The organism is Methyloceanibacter sp., from assembly GCF_035650995.1.
In the GTDB taxonomy this organism is placed as follows: Bacteria; Pseudomonadota; Alphaproteobacteria; order Rhizobiales; family Methyloligellaceae; genus Methyloceanibacter.
The window spans coordinates 1-16,936 of record NZ_DASRGO010000017.1; the positions used below are offsets into that span (position 1 = coordinate 1).

Sequence of the window (16,936 nt, forward strand, 5' to 3'; positions counted from 1 at the left end):
AGACCTCGCCCGCGCCGAGCAGACGCTTGCGCTCGTCCCGCCGGCCAAGGCCGATGCGGCACCCGTTGCGAGCGCGAAAGCGGCGCTTGAGCTTGCGCGCAAGGCGGGACAGGCCGGCGACGTCGAGAGCCTGCGCGCCAAGCTCGCGGCGGAACCGAACGATCCGCAAGCCCGTTTCGATCTCGCGCTCGCGCTGAACGCAAAGGGTGACCGCAAAGGCGCGCTGGATGAGCTTCTGACCCTCGTCGCCAAGAACAGAGCGTGGAAGGACGACGCCGCGCGGAAGCAGATCATACAGCTCTTCGAGGCATGGGGGCCGACCGACCCAGTCACGATTTCGGGGCGCCAGCGGCTGTCGTCCTTGCTGTTTGCGTGAGCAGGAGGGTCTTTTGGGCCTGACCGACCGCTACCGATCTCCTGCCGATTTGCCGGGCAGATTGCCGCTATTTCCGCTCCGCGGCGCCATTCTCCTGCCGCGCGCTTCGCTGTCGCTGAACGTGTTCGAGCCGCGCTACCTCGCCATGGTCGACGCCGCGCTCGGCTCGGACAGGTTGATCGGCATCGTTCAGCCGGCGCCCGAGTCGGGTCTCGCCGAGTCGCCGCCCGGCAAGGACTTCCCCTTGCGAGAGGTCGGATGCGCGGGGCGGATCGTCGGCTTCACCGAGGGCGAGGACGGCAGGATGTCGATCTCGCTTGCCGGCATCGCGCGCTTTCTTCGCGGGGACGACATCCCAACCGAACAGCCGTACCGCGTCTGCGCCATCGATTCGGCGCCCTATGCTGACGATTTCGTGCCGGGCTACGGCGAGGAGGAGGTCGACCGCCCTCGCCTCATTGCCGCGCTCAGGAGCTACCTCAAGGCCAACGGCCTCAATGCCGACTGGGAGCGGATCAACAGCGCAACCACCGAGCGCCTGGTGAACGCTCTCGCCATCCTGAGCCCCTATGGGCCGGAGGAGAAGCAGTGCCTGCTCGAGGCCAAAGATCTTTGCGCGCGCGCCGACGCTCTTGTGGCACTCGCGGAGATGGAGCTCGCTACGCGCGACGACGGTTCTGGGACAACACTGCAATGACGAACCAGCAGGAAGGACGCGGGCGGCGCCTCGACCCCAAGCTGCTCGAGATTCTGGTCTGCCCTTTGACCAAGACCTCGCTCGACTACGACGCCGAACGCCAGGAGCTGATCAGCCGCGCCGCGGGCCTCGCCTATCCGATCCGCGACGGCATCCCCATCATGCTTCCCGACGAGGCGCGCAAACTCGATCAGAAATAGGCTGGCCCGTCAGCTTGCGTGGGCGTGGACCAAGGCGGTGGCGAGAAGGACGACGGCGACCTGGAACACGAGCGTCGCGCCTTGCAGCACGAGGAGCCGGCGCGCGCCAAGAGCGCGCCGCGACATGCCGTGCTCGCTCCCGGCGAGACCGAGCGCAACTAGGGCCTCGTCGAGCTTATCGAAATCGGATGCGTGCTCGCCGGCGGCAAGCCGGCGAAGCACGGCCGCATCGAAGCCCGCGCGCGTGGCAAGATAGGTCTCGGCGAGACCTGCGAGCGTCACTACCAACAGGCTCGCGATCAGCAGCGCTCCGAGGCCAAGCCCCAGCCCGATCATCAGGCCGATGAGAGCCGCGATGGTGATGGGGCGCGACAAGCGATCGATGATCACACCCTGATCGAGCAAATCGGCAGCCGCAGCCGCAACGTCGCAATCCGTGGCCGCTGTTTTCGGCGACGATGCTTCCATCCTTAGAGCCTCTCTCCCATGAGAAGCCGCGGCACGCTTCCCGTGATGCCGGCCGCCTCACGTACCAGAAAGCGTTTCACCGCCGGGGCCCGGTCGACAAGACCGAGGCCTAGATCGCGCAACACTCTGAGCGGCGCGGCGTCGTTCGAAAACAGGCGGTTCAGTCCATCCATCACCGCGGCCGAGAAGGCGCTGTCGAAACGGCGCCAGCGTTGATAGCGCTCGAGGCCGACCGGAGATCCGACGTCGAGGCCGAGCCGGGTGTCTTCGACGATCACCTCAGCAAGCGCGGCAACGTCGCGCATGCCGATATTGAGCCCCTGCCCTGCGAGCGGATGCACGACGTGAGCGGCATCGCCGATGAGCGCGAGCCGGTCAGCGATGAAGGCGCGCGCGATCTGTAGCGCAAGCGGAAAGGATTGGCGCGGGCCGGCGAGCTTTAGCTCGCCGAGCTTGGCGCCGAAGCGCCGGGCGAGTTCGGCGATGAAGCCGGCTTCATCGAGCGCCATGATCTCCGCACCCCTCTCCTTCTCCTCGGTCCATACGATCGACGAGCGATTGCCGGTGAGCGGCAGCATGGCAAAGGGGCCGGCGGGCAAGAAATGCTGTACGGCGCGTCCGTGGTGCGGCCGCGTGTGCGCCACAGTCGTGACGATGCCGACTTGGGGATAGGACCAGCTCACGCATTTGATGCCGGCGCGCTCGCGAAGCTTCGAATTCCTTCCGTCGGCGGCGACCAGGAGCCGTGCCGTCAACGCGCCGCCGCTTGCGAGCTTGGCGGTGACGCTGAACGCATCGGCAGCATAGTCGGCGACAGTGTCGGGCGCGAAGATGTCGATGGCGCCGGATTGAGCAACGGCGTCTTCGAGCGCGCGGTAGAGAGGACCGTATTCGACCAGGTAGGCCCCCGGCTCGTCGGCGTTAAGCACATCTTCAAAGCCGAGGAAATGCGGACGGAGTTCGGCGTGAAGCGGGCTGTCCGTGATCTCGATCGAATTGATCGGCTGCGCACCCCCCTCGAGCGCCGGCCACACGCCGAGAACCGAGAGCAAATTCTTGGTCGCCGCCGAAAGCGCGAGCGCGCGGGCATCTTGTTTCGGCGGCGCGCCGTTGGGCGGCGGGCCGGCATGCGGCTTCTCGGCATCCACCAGCGCGATGCCGAAGCCCTTCGGCGCAAGGCTCGCGAGGGCGAGAGCGAGCGCCCGCCCGGTGAAGCCGCCTCCGGCAATTGCGACGTCATAGGGCGCGCCGGTGTCTGCCGATGCCACTTGAGTCATCGTCAAGCAATGCCACGTTCCGCGCCGATTGCGAAACTGCTAAAGGGCGGTCGGGAATTCATCCGTCAAAGGCCCTGGCTATGAGCCGTGCTCTCGAACAGCTTCTGTCCATCCTCGACCTCGAGACGCTCGAAGTTAACCTATTCCGAGGATTAAGCCCCCAGGTCGGCTGGCAAAGAGTGTTCGGCGGCCAGGTGATTGGCCAGGCCCTCGTCGCGGCGAACCGCACCGTCGAGGGGCGCCTCGCGCACTCGCTGCACGCCTATTTCTTGCGAGCCGGCGACCCTTCCATTCCCATCATCTACGAGGTCGACCGCATTCGCGACGGCGGAAGCTTTTCGACGCGCCGGGTCGTCGCCATCCAGCACGGGCAGGCGATCTTCTCGATGGCTGCTTCGTTCCACAAGGACGAGGGGGGTCTTCAGCACCAAATAAAAATGCCCGACGTGCCGCCACCAGAGGCGCTGCCGAGCGAGGCCGAGCTTAAGGCATGCTTGATCGACCGCCTGCCGCCGCAGGTAAAGGCCTATTGGGAACACGAGCGGCCGATCGAAATCCGCCCGGTCGATCTCAGCCGTTACCTCACGCCGGAGAACCGCGCGCCGTCGCAGCAGGTGTGGATCAGGGCGACCGGATCCCTGGGCGACGATCTCGCCCTGCACCAGTGCGTGCTCGCCTATGCCTCGGATTTCACCCTGCTCGATACCGCACTGATCGCCCATGGCCGCTTCGTGTTCGACCCGACACTGATGCTGGCGAGCCTCGATCATGCGCTTTGGTTTCACAGGACATTCCGCGCCGACGATTGGCTGCTTTACTCCCAGGACAGCCCAACTTCGGGCGGCGGACGGGCCTTTTGCCGCGGCACGCTTTTTACGCAGGATGGCGTTCTCGTCGCCTCGACGACCCAGGAAGGGCTCGTCAGGAAGCGCAACGGACGATAGATTGCCTATTTCATAAGCAAATTGAGTTTTTTGCCTAATATTTGGGCCTTATGGGCCTGCCGGGTGGCATCCCCCACTTCACGCAATCTCTAAAAGAACCCCTAAAGCCAAGGACTTGGCGCCAGAAAGCCGAGTTGGCACGCGGCTTGACTCTGCTTGGCGGTTCGCACGGCTGGAACGCTCTGAGCCAAGAACTCGGCAGCCGTAAACATGGAGGGGTGACAGAGATGAAGCTGGTGATGGCAATCATCAAGCCATTCAAGCTCGATGAGGTGCGACAAGCCCTCACCGAGCTCGGCCTGCAAGGCATGACCGTGACCGAAGTGAAAGGTTACGGCCGGCAGAAGGGCCACACCGAGATCTATCGCGGCGCCGAATACGCGGTGAATTTCCTGCCGAAGATCAAGATCGAGGTGGTCGTGCCCGCAAAGATGGTCGACAAGGCGGTAGACGCCATCGTCGCCGCGGCTAAGACCGGACAGATCGGCGACGGCAAGATCTTCGTCGTTCCCGTCGAGCAGACGGTGCGCATTCGCACCGGCGAAACCAACGAATCAGCGCTCTAAAGGGGAGAGGACGAAGATGAAGACGTTGAACAAGTATCTTTATGCCGCGCTCGCAGCGCTCGGTGTGCTGCTGATCGCCAAACTCGACCCGGCCCTCGCGCAGGAAGCGGCGGCCGAGGCCCCGGCCGCTCCGCCCGCTCCCACGCTGAGTGCGGGCGACACGGCCTGGATGCTGACCTCCACGGCCCTGGTTCTCATGATGACCATCCCGGGCCTCGCCCTCTTTTACGGCGGCATGGTGCGCAAGAAGAACGTGCTCGCCACCGTCATGCAGAGCTTCGCCACGACCTGCATCGTCACCGTGGTGTGGATGGTGATCGCCTATTCGCTTGCCTTCACCGACGGCGGAAGCATGAACGCCTATATCGGCGGCATGTCGCGCTTCCTGCTCAAGGACATGGGCGTGACGGTGCTCAAGGGCACGATCCCCGAATCGGTGTTCATGTGCTTCCAGATGACGTTCGCCATCATCACGCCGGCGCTCATCTGCGGCGCATTCGCCGATCGCATGAAATTTTCGGCGCTCGTGCTGTTCATGATCCTCTGGCAGATCCTCGTTTACGCTCCGATCGCCCACTGGGTGTGGGGCGGCGGCTTCCTGGCCGGGCTCGGCGTGCTCGATTTCGCCGGCGGTACGGTCGTGCACATCAACGCCGGTGTGGCGGGCCTGGTTTGCGCCCTCTATCTCGGCAAGCGCTACGGCTACGGACAGGAGAACATGTCGCCGCACAACCTCGTCTATAGCGTAACGGGTGCGGCGCTGCTGTGGGTCGGCTGGTTCGGGTTCAACGCCGGTTCCGAGTTGGCGGCAGACGGCCGCGCCGGCATGGCCATGACCGTGACCCAGGTTGCCACCGCGACCGCGGCGCTAGCGTGGATGTTCGCCGAGTGGGCCGTGCACAAGAAGCCGAGCGTGCTCGGAATCATCTCCGGCGCCGTGGCGGGCCTCGTCGCCATCACGCCCGCGTCGGGCTTCGTCGATCCCGTCGGCTCGCTGTGGATCGGCGCCGCCGCCGGCGTCGGCTGCTTCTTCGCGGCAACTACCATGAAGAAGGCCTTCGGCTACGACGACTCGCTCGATGCGTTCGGCGTGCATGCCATCGGCGGCATCATCGGCGCTTTCCTCACCGGCGTGTTCGCACGCGCGGCGGTCGGCGGCGACGCGGCCAAGGGTCTGCTCGACGGCAACGCCCATCAGGTGATCGTGCAGCTCGAGGGTATCTGCGCCACCATCGCGTGGACGGCGATCATGACCTTCGTGATCCTGATTGTCTGCAACATCCTCACCGGCGTGAGGGTGAGCCAGGCGGTCGAGGTCGAGGGTCTCGACATCAACCTGCATGGCGAGGTGGTGCAGTAGCCAGGGCCAACGCGCACCATCGCAGAAGGATCAAAAACCAAACAAACTCAGAGCGCTAGTCTCCTCCTCCCTTGACGGTTGCTCTCGCCTTAAGCCCCGGCCGTTCGCCGGGGCTTATTGTTTCTGCGCGGACTAGCCGTTGAAGAGCGCGCTCGCTTCGCCTAACACCGCCGCCATGCCGCACGACGCCGAATTGACGCCGCTCGATGCTCTGGTCGCTTCGCCGTTCGCGAAGCTCGCCGAGCTGCTCAAGGGCATAGAGCCGGGCAAGCCGCCGATCGACCTGTCGCTCGGCGAGCCGCGCGGATTGATGCCGCCGTTCCTCGGCCCGCTGTTGGCGGATCATCTCGCCGAGTTCGGCCGCTACCCGCCGATCAGAGGCATCCCGGCGCTCCGCGAGGCGATCGCCACGTGGATCGGCCGGCGCTACCCCAAGCTTGCCGGACGCATCGATCCCGAGCGCCACGTGCTGCCGCTCAACGGCTCGCGCGAAGGTTTGTTCTCGGCGATCTTCCCGGCCGTTGCCCGCAAGCCTTTGGCCGAACGGCCGGCGGTCTTGATCCCCAATCCGTTCTACCAGGCCTATGCCGCGGCCGCGGCGGCCTCAGGCGCCGAACCGCAGTTTCTTCCGGCCGCGCGCGCGACGAACTTCCTCGCCGATCTCGATGCCATCGATGAGCGGCTACTTAAGCGTACGGTCGCGCTCTATCTCTGCTCGCCGTCCAATCCGCAAGGCGCTGTCGCGCCGCGCTCCTATCTCGCCCAAGCGATCGCGCTTGCGCGGGCCTACGACTTTCTCCTCTTCGCCGACGAGTGCTACTCGGAGATCTATGGCGACACCCCTCCGCCCGGCGCGCTCGAGACGGCGCAGGCCGAGACGGGTAGCCTCGCCAACGTCGTCGCCTTCCAGTCGCTCTCCAAGCGCTCCGGCCTGCCGGGCTTAAGATCGGGGTTCGTCGCGGGCGATCCGGCTTTCATCGCCGCCTTCGGCCGCTTCCGCAACGTCGCATGCCCGCAAGTTCCGCTCCCCGTTCAGCACGTGTCGGTCGCGGCGTGGAGCGACGAGGCGCATGTCGAGCAGGGCAGGGCACTCTACCGCACGAATTTCGATCTGGCCGATGCGATTCTCGGGCGGCGCTACGGTTATTCGCGCCCGTCCGGTGCCTTCTTTCTTTGGCTGAATTTGGCCGATTTCGGCGGCGGCGAGGGGGCGGCGACAACCCTTTGGAAAGAGTGTGGTGTCAAAGTGCTGCCGGGAGCGTATCTCGCGCGCGTTGAGCCTGACGGGGCGAACCCCGGGCGGGATTACGTCAGGGTCGCGCTCGTATATGAGGCCAAGACCACGCGCGAGGCGTTGACCCGCATCGTCGCCACATTGGGTTAGAGGGATGGCGAGCAGAGGGAGAGCGAAGGGGCGGCGCAAGCTGCTCCCCGAGGCCGTCGGATCCGGCCTGCGGCGGATTGTTTTTGGCACCTATGGGTTCGGCTTCGTGGCTGTCGCTTGCGCGGCCTGGGCGAGCCTTGCGACCTGGTCGGTGCATGATCCTTCCTTCAACAATGCGACGCGGGCGGCCCCCCGCAACCTACTCGGCGGCTGGGGGGCGGCGGTCGCGGATCTTGCCATTCAGTCGCTCGGGCTCGCTTCGATCTTTCTCTTCCTGCCCCTTGCCGCCTGGGGCTGGCACCTCATCTTCCGCACCACGCCCAAGCACCGCCGCCTCAGGCTGCTCGCCTGGCCCGCGGCGGTGATCCTGCTTGCCGCCACGCTATCGGCATTGCCGCAGCCTAAGAGCTGGCCGCTGCCGAACGGACTCGGCGGCATCTTCGGCGATTTCTTCATGGCCGGCGCGCACGTCATCGGCCCCTTCCTGCCGGAGGCGGCCGTCTCCTTCGTCGCCGGTCTCGTGTTCTTCGTGTTCGGCACCATGCTGCTCCTGTTCGCCTGCGGCACCAGCACCTCGCAACTGATCGCGCTGTGGGCGCCTCGAAGCAGCGCCGCAAGCGAATGGGCGAGCGCATGGCTCGGCGGCGCCATGCATTTCGTCATGCATACCGGCGCCAAGGTGAAACGCCTCCTTCCGCGCCGCGATCGCGACGGGGACGATGAGGAGTACGAGGACGAGGAGAGCGCGGACGGGGATTGGGAGGAAGACGAGCCGGAAGCCGACGCCGACGGCCGCATCGAGCCGTCGTTCGGCGTCGCGCCGCTCGCGCGCGGTGGCGACGAGGACGACGAGAACGACGAGGATGAGATCGACGACGTCACCGCGCCCAACTACCGCATCACGCGCACCGCGGCCAAGGACAAGAAGAAGCACACCGCGCCGCGCTCGCAGCGCATGGAGACGCCGTACGATCCGCCGTCGACCAAGCTCCTGCAGCAGCCCCCGCGTTCCAATCGCGGCCGCGGCGTTTCCGACGAAGTGCTTCAGGAAAACGCGCGCGAGCTCGAAGGCGTGCTCCAGGATTTCGGCGTGAAGGGCGAGATCACCAACGTGCGTCCCGGCCCCGTGGTCACGCTCTACGAGCTCGAGCCCGCTCCCGGCACCAAGTCGTCGCGCGTGATCGGGCTTGCCGACGACATCGCCCGCTCGATGAGCGCGATTGCCGCCCGCGTTGCCGTGGTCCCGGGCCGGAACGCCATCGGAATCGAGCTGCCCAACGATCGCCGCGAGGTGGTGCTGCTCCGCGAGCTGATCGAGACGCAGGACTTCCAGGATACCGAGGCGCGCCTTGCGCTCGCGCTCGGCAAGAATATCGGCGGCGAGCCGATCATCGCCGACCTGTCGCGCATGCCGCATCTCTTGATCGCGGGCACCACCGGCTCGGGCAAGTCGGTCGGCATCAACACCATGATCCTGTCGCTGCTCTACCGGCTCTCACCCGACCAGTGCAAATTCATCATGATCGACCCCAAGATGCTCGAGCTTTCGGTCTATGATGGCATCCCGCATCTGCTCGCCCCGGTCGTCACCGACCCCAAGAAGGCGGTGGTCGCGCTCAAATGGACGGTGCGCGAGATGGAGGAGCGCTACAAGCGCATGTCGAAGCTCGGCGTGCGCGACATCAAGGGCTACAACTCCCGCATCCTGCAAGCCGAGGCCAAGGGCGAGGTGCTGACGCGCACGGTGCAGACCGGCTTCGACCGCGCGACGGGACGCGCCATCTACGAGCAGGAAGAGATGGATTACGACGTGATGCCCTACATCGTCGTGATCGTGGACGAGATGGCCGATCTGATGATGGTGGCCGGCAAGGACATCGAAGCGGCGGTGCAGCGCCTGGCGCAGATGGCGCGCGCAGCCGGCATTCATCTCATCACCGCGACGCAGCGGCCTTCGGTCGACGTCATCACCGGCACGATCAAGGCAAACTTCCCCACGCGGGTGAGCTTCCAGGTCACCTCCAAGATCGACAGCCGCACCATCCTCGGCGAACAGGGGGCGGAGCAACTGCTCGGGCAGGGCGACATGCTCTACATGGCGGGCGGCGGGCGGATCATGCGCGTGCATGGCCCCTTCGTGTCCGACGATGAGGTCGAGAAGGTCGTGCGCCACCTCAAGAAGCAGGGTGTGCCCTCATATCTCGAGGCCGTGACCGAGGAGGACGACGAAGACGAGGACGGCGGAGAAGGCGGCGAGGAGCTTGGCGAGTCGGGCAACGAGCTTTACGACCAGGCCGTCGCCATCGTGCTCCGCGACCGAAAGGCCTCGACGAGCTACGTCCAGCGGCGGCTCGGCATCGGCTATAACCGGGCCGCGTCCCTGATCGAGCGCATGGAGAAGGAAGGCCTTATCGGGGCCGCCAATCATGCCGGGAAGCGCGAGATCCTGGTCGGCGGCGACGAGGCTGCGACACCTTATTAGGGGTGGTTGCAGGCCGATCTGAAGCGGCCGCCAAGAAGTTGACCAGATTTGGCTGAATCATCTACGGAATTCTATGATAGAGCTGCGCCAGTTCACGGGGAGGGGGTTGATGACGAGTCGCATGGCCGCTGGGCTCCTTTTTGGATTGCCCATCGTGCTCGGCTTCTCAACGGGGATTGCGCTCGCGCAAGAGCCCTCCACGACCGTCGCCAAGACGCCGCCACAGACGGCCGTCACCACCGGGACGGCCGAAAAGCCGAACGGCCTGACCGAGCCGCAGGAGCAGCTTCGCCCCTCGATCGGCGGCGAAGAAGAGCCGACAGGCGCCGCGCCGCCGGCCGACGAGATCACGCCCACGGCCGTGGACGAAGGTGCCGGCTGGGAGGCCGCGGTCGAGGCCGCCCCTGGGCCAACGCCCTTGATCGGCGAGGAACAAACCAAGGCCGTGCAGCGGATCAACGCCTATTTCAACTCGATTACCAACCTGCAAGGAAGCTTCGACCAGGTCGATTCCACCAGCAAGCACACCTCCGGCCGCTTCTACGTGCAACGGCCCGGCAAGATCAGGTTCGACTACGCGCCGCCGAGCTCGCTCCGCATCGTGGCCGACGGCGCCTTTCTCGCGATCGAGGATTCGGACCTCAAGACGGTCGAGAAATACCCCATCAAGTCGACGCCCTTCCGGCTTCTCCTTTCCGATGCCGTTGATCTTGCCCGCGACGCCAAGATTGTCGGCGTGGAGCGCCAGGAGGGCACGCTTGCCATCTCGCTCGAGGACAAGAGCGACGAAGGGTCGGGCAGCATCAAGCTCGTGTTCGACAATGGGCCCGAGCTCCAATTGAAGCAGTGGCAGATCACCGACGCGCAAGGTCTGACGACGCAGGTGACCGTCAACGACCTCGTGGCCGGCCGCAAGGTCGCCGCCGATTTCTTCCACTCGACGGAGAATTTCCAGCCTTTCCGCTAGGGGGCGCGACAGCGCGAGAGCGCAACGCCGTGGTCGCCGGCCTCTCCGGCGGCGCAAGAAAAGGCAAGCAAAACAACGCTCTAAGTTCTGGGCGTCACGTCCATTTACGCGCCGTTAAATTTTTCACGGGGCTCCGGTTGAAATTGAGGCTGGAGGCGCTTATCTGTGGGGCAGAAGCGGATCACATCGATTTTCATCGGTAGTGCCCCCCGTCTAGCCGAAGATGTGGTTCGCTCGTGCCGGCTTCCCTCCCGGCACGCGCGCGAAAAAAACGCGCTTCTGGCGCCCAACCACGCGCAGCGGTTGGGCGCCTTTCTTTTGGCTGCCCTGTATTCGTGGACCAGCCCCTGGCTTTATTACCGGCGAAGCCCTCGCCCCCGCCTTCCAGGCGTTAAGATTTACGCTGTGGCAATAAGTCTTCACTTGGGACCGCAAGAAGTGGTATGCGGTTACCATGGTGGGTCTTTCCCTCCCCACCATAAGGTTCCCCCCATAAGGAACCCGAAGAAGCCCCGACTCCCCCCGTGTCTGGGGCTTCTTCATTGTTTGGCGTCGGACAGGGAATGATCGGACGGCTAGCAGCGTCAGCAGTTCTTTCGCCCCTCGTCGATGCATCTCTTCCAATAACCCGTTCCGCTCTCATCCCAGTACATAAGGTAGACACCGCAAGGATTTTGTAGGCCTCCGCAGTTACTCAGAGCGTTGGCGGTGGAAGATGCCTGTTCGAGAGCTAAAGTCACTAGCGCAGCGGCGATGACCGTGAGAACAGCTTTGGTGTAACGATCCATCTGTCTCTCCTTCTGGGTTGCAACAAGAGATGATGCAACCTTCGACGGACTTCCGCCATGCGCTTTCGACTTACCACCTGGAACATCAATTCGGTGAGGCTCAGGCTCGATCTCGTGCGCCGTTTCGTGAGACAGGAACGGCCGGACGTGCTTTGCCTCCAGGAGATCAAGTGCATCGAGGGCAAGTTCCCGGAAGCCGAACTCGCCGCCCTCGGCTTTCCCCATATCGCGGTTGCAGGCCAGAAGGGCTACCACGGGGTCGCCATCCTCTCGCGCCTTCCCTTCACGCTCGGCGAGCGGCGCGACATTTGCGGGCGCGGTCATGCGCGCCATCTCTCGATTGAGCTCGGCGAGACCAACCGGACCGCAAGCCCGCTTATCCTGCACAACATCTATGTGCCGGCGGGCGGCGACATTCCCGATCCCGCGGTCAACGACAAGTTCCGCCACAAGCTCGACTTTCTCGAAGCCATGGGCGCGTGGTTCGGAGCGATGCGGAACAAGCAGAAGGCCCGCATGATCGTCGTGGGCGATCTCAACGTGGCGCCGCTTGCGACCGACGTCTGGTCGCACAAACAGTTGCTCAAGGTGGTGAGCCATACGCCAGAGGAGGTCGAGCGTTTCGAGCGCGTGCTCGCCGCGCATGACTTCATCGACGTCATGCGCCGTCATGTGCCGCCCGAGGAAAAGCTCTTCACCTGGTGGAGCTATCGCAACCGCGACTGGCGCGCCTCGAACCGCGGGCGGCGCCTCGATCATATCTGGACCACCCCGGCGCTCGAAGGTGCGGCGGTTTCCATGAAGGTGCTCGACAAGGCGCGCGACTGGCAGCGCACCTCGGACCACGTTCCGGTGATCGCCGATTTCGTTGTCGGAGATTAGGCTCTAGGGACTTTGAGCCAGATCAAGGCATTGGTGGCCTACCGCAGCGATCCTGACGCATGCCCCAAGGCGGCGTGCAAGCGAACGGCGGAAAAGCGGCCGAGCAGGCCCGCGCCTCCTCGCGCCCGCTTGACGAGCTCGTCGGCTTGATCCGCAAGCTCCGCTGGCTGCGCGAGGAAGCGGAGGCGGAGAAGCTCGAGCACCAAATCCGAGGCGCGACGCGCTTCGACCTGAAGGATCCGGTTCTCTACGAAACCGATTGAGTCTGGCGCTAAGGCACGAGCTTGTAGCCGCCGGTCTCGGTGATGAGCAGCTCGGCTTGGGAGGGGTCCTTCTCGATCTTCTGCCGCAGGCGATAGATATGCGTCTCGAGCGTGTGCGTCGTGACGCCGGCGTTGTAACCCCAAACTTCGTGCAGCAGCACGTCGCGCGTCACCACGCGCTCGCCGGCGCGATAGAGATATTTCAAGATCGAGGTCTCTTTCTCGGTAAGCCTGATCTTGCCGCCGTTGCCATCGATGAGGAGCTTGGAGGCCGGCTTGAAGGTGTAAGGTCCGATGGTGAAAACGGCGTCCTCGCTCTGCTCGTGCTGTCTGAGCTGAGCGCGGATGCGCGCGAGCAGCACGCCGAGCTTGAACGGCTTGGTCACATAATCGTTGGCGCCGGACTCCAGCCCGAGGATGGTGTCGGCATCGGAGGTCTGCGCCGTGAGCATGATGACCGGGCCCTTGAACCCGCCGCGGCGAAGCAGCTTACAGGCCTCTCGTCCGTCGAGATCGGGAAGGCCGACATCGAGAAGAACGAGGTCGATGTGACCGTTGCGCACCTGCTTGAGACCGTCCGACGCGGTCGCGGCAAGCGCCGTCTCGAACTCCTCGTGCAAAGTGATCTGCTCGCTCAAGGATTCGCGAAGGTCGTCGTCATCGTCGATGATGAGGATCTTGCGCGCATTGCTCATCAGATCGGCCCCTGGCTTAATCCGGCAGGGTGAGTTGTAAGCGGGGGCGGCCACGCCGACAAGCATGTCGCGGAGAAGGATGCCGAAAATCCGCCGTTTGGGCCTGAGCCGCAGGAAATCGCGGCCGATTGTCGTAAGGCCCGCACCCGGCGACCAAAGCCAGGGACGCATTGCGCTCGCCCACGGCACAAGGCGCACGGCGCTCGGCCGTTCAGGCATCAGCGCCATGAAGCGGGAAGGGGACGGCGCCACTCCGCTCGGCTGTTTTCCCATTCGCCGCGTGCTGTACCGGTCCGGCCGGATCGCGCAGCCCCGCGTGCCGTTCCCGGTGCGCGCGATCCGCAGCTACGACGGCTGGTGCGAGGACCCTGCCGACCGCAACTACAACCGCCCGGTGAAGCTCTCTCCGGGAAACACCGCCGACCGCCTGATGCGCGAGGATCATCTTTACGATGTCGTGCTCGTGCTTGGCCATAACGACAGGCCGCGCGTGAAGGGCAGGGGCAGCGCGATCTTCATCCATTTCGCGCGCGAAGGCTTGACGCCGACGGCGGGCTGCATCGCCTTGTCTCGCCGCGATATGCGCGCGCTTCTCGCCGAGCTTCGCCGCGGCACCGAGATTTGGGTGCTGCGCTAGTCGGTGGGGCGGGCCCCGAAGATTGCGGTGCCGATGCGCACGTAGGTTGCGCCAAATTGAATGGCGCGGGCGAAGTCGCCGCTCATGCCCATGCTCAACTCCTTGAGGCCGAGCCGCGCGGCGATCTTGGCGAGAAGCGCGAAATGCATCGAAGGCTCCTCATCGAAGGGCGGGATGCACATCAAACCTTCGATCGCGAGTCCGAGGTCGGTACGGCAGAGAGACACGAAGCCGTCAGCTTCACCCGGGGTGATGCCAGCCTTTTGCGGCTCCTCGCCGGTATTGACCTGAACGAAGAGGCGAGGGCGCTTGCCCGTTCGCGCCAGTTCCTCGGCGAGGGCGCGCGCGAGCTTGGGACGATCGACCGTCTCGATCACATCGAACAGGGCGACCGCCTCGCACACCTTGTTGGTCTGCAGCGGCCCGATGAGATGAAGCTCGATGCCGGCGTGGCGAGCCTTAAGCGCAGGCCATTTGCGGTGCGCCTCCTGGACGCGATTCTCGCCGAAGATGCGCTGGCCCGCCTCGATCGCTCGCTCGATGGCGCCGGCCGGCACGGTCTTGGTCACGGCGACGAGCTTGGCGGCCTCTGGATTGCGGCCGGCCGAGCGGGCGGCGACGGCAATCTCATCCCGAACGAGGCGGAGACGCGTCGCGACGTTGGCGGCTGCTTGCGGGTCGGCGCTCATAACTTGCTTCTAGCAAGGGACAGGCGCGAAGGTAACTTGACCGTATCCGGCATTTAGGCTCGATTGCGCGCGCGAAGCGATTTTCGACAATCGGGCAGAGACGAAATGGCGGCGGAACGTTACGACGCGCCGAAACGCGAGAAGCATTGGCAGGTTGAATGGGAGAAGCACGGCATCTTCGCCGCCTCCGAGAACGATCCGCGCCCGAAATACTACGTTCTTGAGATGTTCCCCTACCCGTCGGGGCGCATCCATATGGGGCACGTGCGCAACTACACCATGGGCGACGTGGTCGCCCGCTATATGCGCGCCAAGGGCAACAATGTGCTGCACCCGATGGGCTGGGATGCGTTCGGGCTGCCGGCCGAAAACGCGGCGATCGAACGCGGCATCCACCCCGCCAAGTGGACCTACGACAACATCGCCACCATGCGCTCCCAGCTCAAGTCGATGGGACTGTCGCTCGATTGGTCGCGCGAACTCGCCACTTGCGACCTCGAATATTACCACCAGCAGCAGCGCCTCTTCCTCGACATGCAGAAGGCCGGCCTGGTCGACCGGAAGACGCGCAAGGTGAACTGGGACCCGGTCGATCGCACCGTGCTTGCCAACGAGCAGGTGATCGACGGGCGGGGCTGGCGGTCGGGCGCGCTCGTCGAGCAGCGGGAGCAGCCTGAGTGGGTGTTCAAGATCACGGACTACGCACAGGACCTGCTCGATGCTCTGCAAACTCTCGAGCGCTGGCCGGAGAAGGTGCGGCTGATGCAGGCGAACTGGATCGGGCGCTCGGAAGGCTTGCTCATCCGCTTCGAGACGATCAAGGCGCCGAAGGGTCACGATCTCATCGAGGTTTTCACCACACGTCCCGACACGTTGTTCGGCGCGAGCTTCATTGCGATCGCGCCGGACCACCCTCTCGCCAAGGCCGTCGCCGAGAGCGACGCAAGTGCCGCCGCTTTCATCGCCGAGTGCCAGCGGGGCGGCACGACCGCCGCCGAACTCGAGACGCAGGAGAAGAAGGGCTTCAACACGGGCTTGCGTGTGCATCATCCGGTGATCGAAGGCGCCGAGCTCCCCGTCTTCATCGCGAATTTCATCCTGATGGAATACGGCACGGGAGCGATCTTCGGCTGCCCCGCGCACGATCAGCGCGATCTCGAGTTCGCGCGGAGCCAGGGCCTGCCGGTCCTTCCCGTCGTGCTGCCGCCCGACGCCGATCCCGCGACGTTCACCATCGGCGACGAGGCCTATACGGGCGATGGCAGCTTGTTCAACTCGGGTTTTCTCGATGGCCTCGGCGTGGCTGAGGCCAAGGACAAAATGGCCGACGCGTTGTCGGCGAGGCGCGTGAAGGGGAAGCCGGTCGGCGAGCGGCAGACGCAATATCGCCTGCGCGATTGGGGCATCTCGCGGCAACGCTATTGGGGCTGCCCGATCCCGATGATCCATTGCCCGACTTGCGGCATCGTGCCTGTGCGCGAAAGCGACTTGCCGGTCAAGCTCCCCGACGACGTGACCTTCGACAAACCGGGCAACCCGCTCGACCGGCACCCGACCTGGAAACATGTCACCTGCCCGCAATGCGGCGGTCCGGCGATGCGCGAGACCGACACGATGGACACCTTCGTCGATTCGTCCTGGTACTTCGCCCGCTTCTGCTCGCCGCACGCGACGGAGCCGGTCGACGCGAACGCCGTGGGCCATTGGCTGCCGGTCGATCAGTATATCGGCGGCGTCGAGCACGCGATTCTGCACCTGCTCTATGCGCGCTTCTTCACCCGCGCCATGCACAGGTGCGGCTACACCAAGCTCGACGAGCCCTTCGCCGGCCTCTTCACGCAGGGCATGGTGACGCACGAGACCTATAAGGACGCGCAAGGGAAATGGCTCTTCCCCGAAGAGGTGAGACGCCGCGACGGCAAAGCCGTCCACGTGAAGACCGGCGAGCCGGTCACTGTCGGCGCGGTCGAATCGATGTCGAAATCGAAGAAGAACGTGGTCGATCCCGACAGCATCATCCAGGCCTACGGCGCGGACACCGCGCGCTGGTTCATGCTGTCGGACACGCCGCCCGAGCGGGACATCGAATGGACGGCAGCAGGCGTGGAGGGCGCACACCGGTTCGTCCAGCGCGTGTACCGGCTGGTGCGCGAGGCGGCAGGCAAGGGTGCGCCGCTTGGGACCCAACCGCCACAGGAATTTAGTCCTGAAGCCGAGGCGCTGCGGCGAGCCTCCCATCGAAGCGTGGCGGCGGTCACGAG

General features: G+C 64.8%; 17 protein-coding genes. 13 read left to right on the forward strand and 4 right to left on the reverse strand.

The features are described from left to right. The 3 genes from VFB18_RS01150 to VFB18_RS01160 all read left to right on the forward strand — a co-directional run. Positions 1 to 376: tetratricopeptide repeat protein (locus VFB18_RS01150; RefSeq protein ID WP_324970442.1), on the forward strand; the 376-nt coding region annotated here is incomplete at its 5' end. Between the two features lie 13 nt (positions 377 to 389). Further along, positions 390 to 1,073, forward strand: a complete 684-nt coding sequence (locus VFB18_RS01155; RefSeq protein WP_324970443.1) for an LON peptidase substrate-binding domain-containing protein — start codon at positions 390 to 392, stop codon at positions 1,071 to 1,073. Further along, positions 1,070 to 1,273 (forward strand): Trm112 family protein, encoded by a 204-nt coding sequence (locus VFB18_RS01160; protein ID WP_324970444.1) that lies wholly within the window; start codon positions 1,070 to 1,072, stop codon positions 1,271 to 1,273. Before VFB18_RS01155 ends, VFB18_RS01160 begins: the two co-directional genes overlap by 4 nt. Before the next feature lie 9 nt (positions 1,274 to 1,282). Here VFB18_RS01160 and VFB18_RS01165 read toward each other — a convergent pair whose 3' ends face one another. Together VFB18_RS01165 and VFB18_RS01170 are read right to left on the reverse strand one after the other, a co-directional pair. Next, complete coding sequence (locus VFB18_RS01165) at positions 1,283 to 1,741, reverse strand: hypothetical protein (RefSeq protein ID WP_324970445.1); 459 nt, start codon at positions 1,739 to 1,741, stop codon at positions 1,283 to 1,285. A 2-nt stretch (positions 1,742 to 1,743) separates the two neighbouring features. Further along, positions 1,744 to 3,009 carry an FAD-dependent monooxygenase gene (locus tag VFB18_RS01170; protein ID WP_414675621.1) on the reverse strand — a complete coding sequence of 422 codons (1,266 nt, stop codon included), beginning with the start codon at positions 3,007 to 3,009 and terminating at the stop codon, positions 1,744 to 1,746. A gap of 89 nt (positions 3,010 to 3,098) precedes the next feature. Between VFB18_RS01170 and tesB the strand changes: the two genes are divergently transcribed. The 8 genes from tesB to VFB18_RS01210 all read left to right on the forward strand — a co-directional run bounded on the left by tesB (position 3,099) and on the right by VFB18_RS01210 (position 12,654). After that, a complete protein-coding gene (tesB, locus tag VFB18_RS01175) occupies positions 3,099 to 3,962 on the forward strand; it encodes an acyl-CoA thioesterase II (protein ID WP_324970447.1) in 864 nt (287 codons plus the stop codon). Positions 3,963 to 4,189: 227 nt separating this feature from the next. Continuing rightward, positions 4,190 to 4,528 (forward strand): P-II family nitrogen regulator, encoded by a 339-nt coding sequence (locus VFB18_RS01180; RefSeq protein ID WP_069441861.1) that lies wholly within the window; start codon positions 4,190 to 4,192, stop codon positions 4,526 to 4,528. A 16-nt stretch (positions 4,529 to 4,544) separates the two neighbouring features. Beyond that, a complete protein-coding gene (locus tag VFB18_RS01185) occupies positions 4,545 to 5,888 on the forward strand; it encodes an ammonium transporter (RefSeq protein ID WP_324970448.1) in 1,344 nt (447 codons plus the stop codon). Between the two features lie 175 nt (positions 5,889 to 6,063). After that, positions 6,064 to 7,272 carry an aminotransferase class I/II-fold pyridoxal phosphate-dependent enzyme gene (locus VFB18_RS01190; protein ID WP_414675622.1) on the forward strand — a complete coding sequence of 403 codons (1,209 nt, stop codon included), beginning with the start codon at positions 6,064 to 6,066 and terminating at the stop codon, positions 7,270 to 7,272. A gap of 4 nt (positions 7,273 to 7,276) precedes the next feature. Then, positions 7,277 to 9,754, forward strand: a complete 2,478-nt coding sequence (locus VFB18_RS01195; protein WP_324970450.1) for a DNA translocase FtsK — start codon at positions 7,277 to 7,279, stop codon at positions 9,752 to 9,754. 109 nt (positions 9,755 to 9,863) lie between these two features. After that, positions 9,864 to 10,721 carry a LolA family protein gene (locus VFB18_RS01200; protein WP_324970451.1) on the forward strand — a complete coding sequence of 286 codons (858 nt, stop codon included), beginning with the start codon at positions 9,864 to 9,866 and terminating at the stop codon, positions 10,719 to 10,721. Between the two features lie 845 nt (positions 10,722 to 11,566). Next, positions 11,567 to 12,391: an exodeoxyribonuclease III gene (locus VFB18_RS01205; RefSeq protein WP_324970452.1), complete on the forward strand. Its 825-nt coding sequence runs from the start codon at positions 11,567 to 11,569 to the stop codon at positions 12,389 to 12,391. Between the two features lie 59 nt (positions 12,392 to 12,450). Beyond that, positions 12,451 to 12,654 carry a hypothetical protein gene (locus VFB18_RS01210; RefSeq protein WP_324970453.1) on the forward strand — a complete coding sequence of 68 codons (204 nt, stop codon included), beginning with the start codon at positions 12,451 to 12,453 and terminating at the stop codon, positions 12,652 to 12,654. 8 nt (positions 12,655 to 12,662) lie between these two features. Here the strand turns inward: VFB18_RS01210 and VFB18_RS01215 are convergent, their stop codons facing one another. After that, the gene (locus tag VFB18_RS01215; protein WP_324970454.1) at positions 12,663 to 13,349 is read right to left on the reverse strand and encodes a response regulator transcription factor; all 687 of its coding nucleotides are present in this window, start codon (positions 13,347 to 13,349) and stop codon (positions 12,663 to 12,665) included. 79 nt (positions 13,350 to 13,428) lie between these two features. Here VFB18_RS01215 and VFB18_RS01220 point away from each other — a divergent pair, with 79 nt between their 5' ends. Further along, complete coding sequence (locus VFB18_RS01220; protein WP_324970455.1) at positions 13,429 to 13,986, forward strand: L,D-transpeptidase family protein; 558 nt, start codon at positions 13,429 to 13,431, stop codon at positions 13,984 to 13,986. Here VFB18_RS01220 and VFB18_RS01225 read toward each other — a convergent pair. Then, entirely contained in the window at positions 13,983 to 14,675 is a 693-nt protein-coding gene (locus VFB18_RS01225; RefSeq protein WP_324970456.1) for a YggS family pyridoxal phosphate-dependent enzyme, read from the reverse strand. The two genes, VFB18_RS01220 and VFB18_RS01225, sit on opposite strands and share 4 nt — an antisense overlap. Positions 14,676 to 14,780: 105 nt before the next feature. Between VFB18_RS01225 and leuS the strand changes: the two genes are divergently transcribed. Then, positions 14,781 to 16,936, forward strand: a 2,156-nt coding sequence (gene leuS / locus VFB18_RS01230; RefSeq protein ID WP_324970457.1) for a leucine--tRNA ligase, incomplete at its 3' end; no start/stop codon positions are given.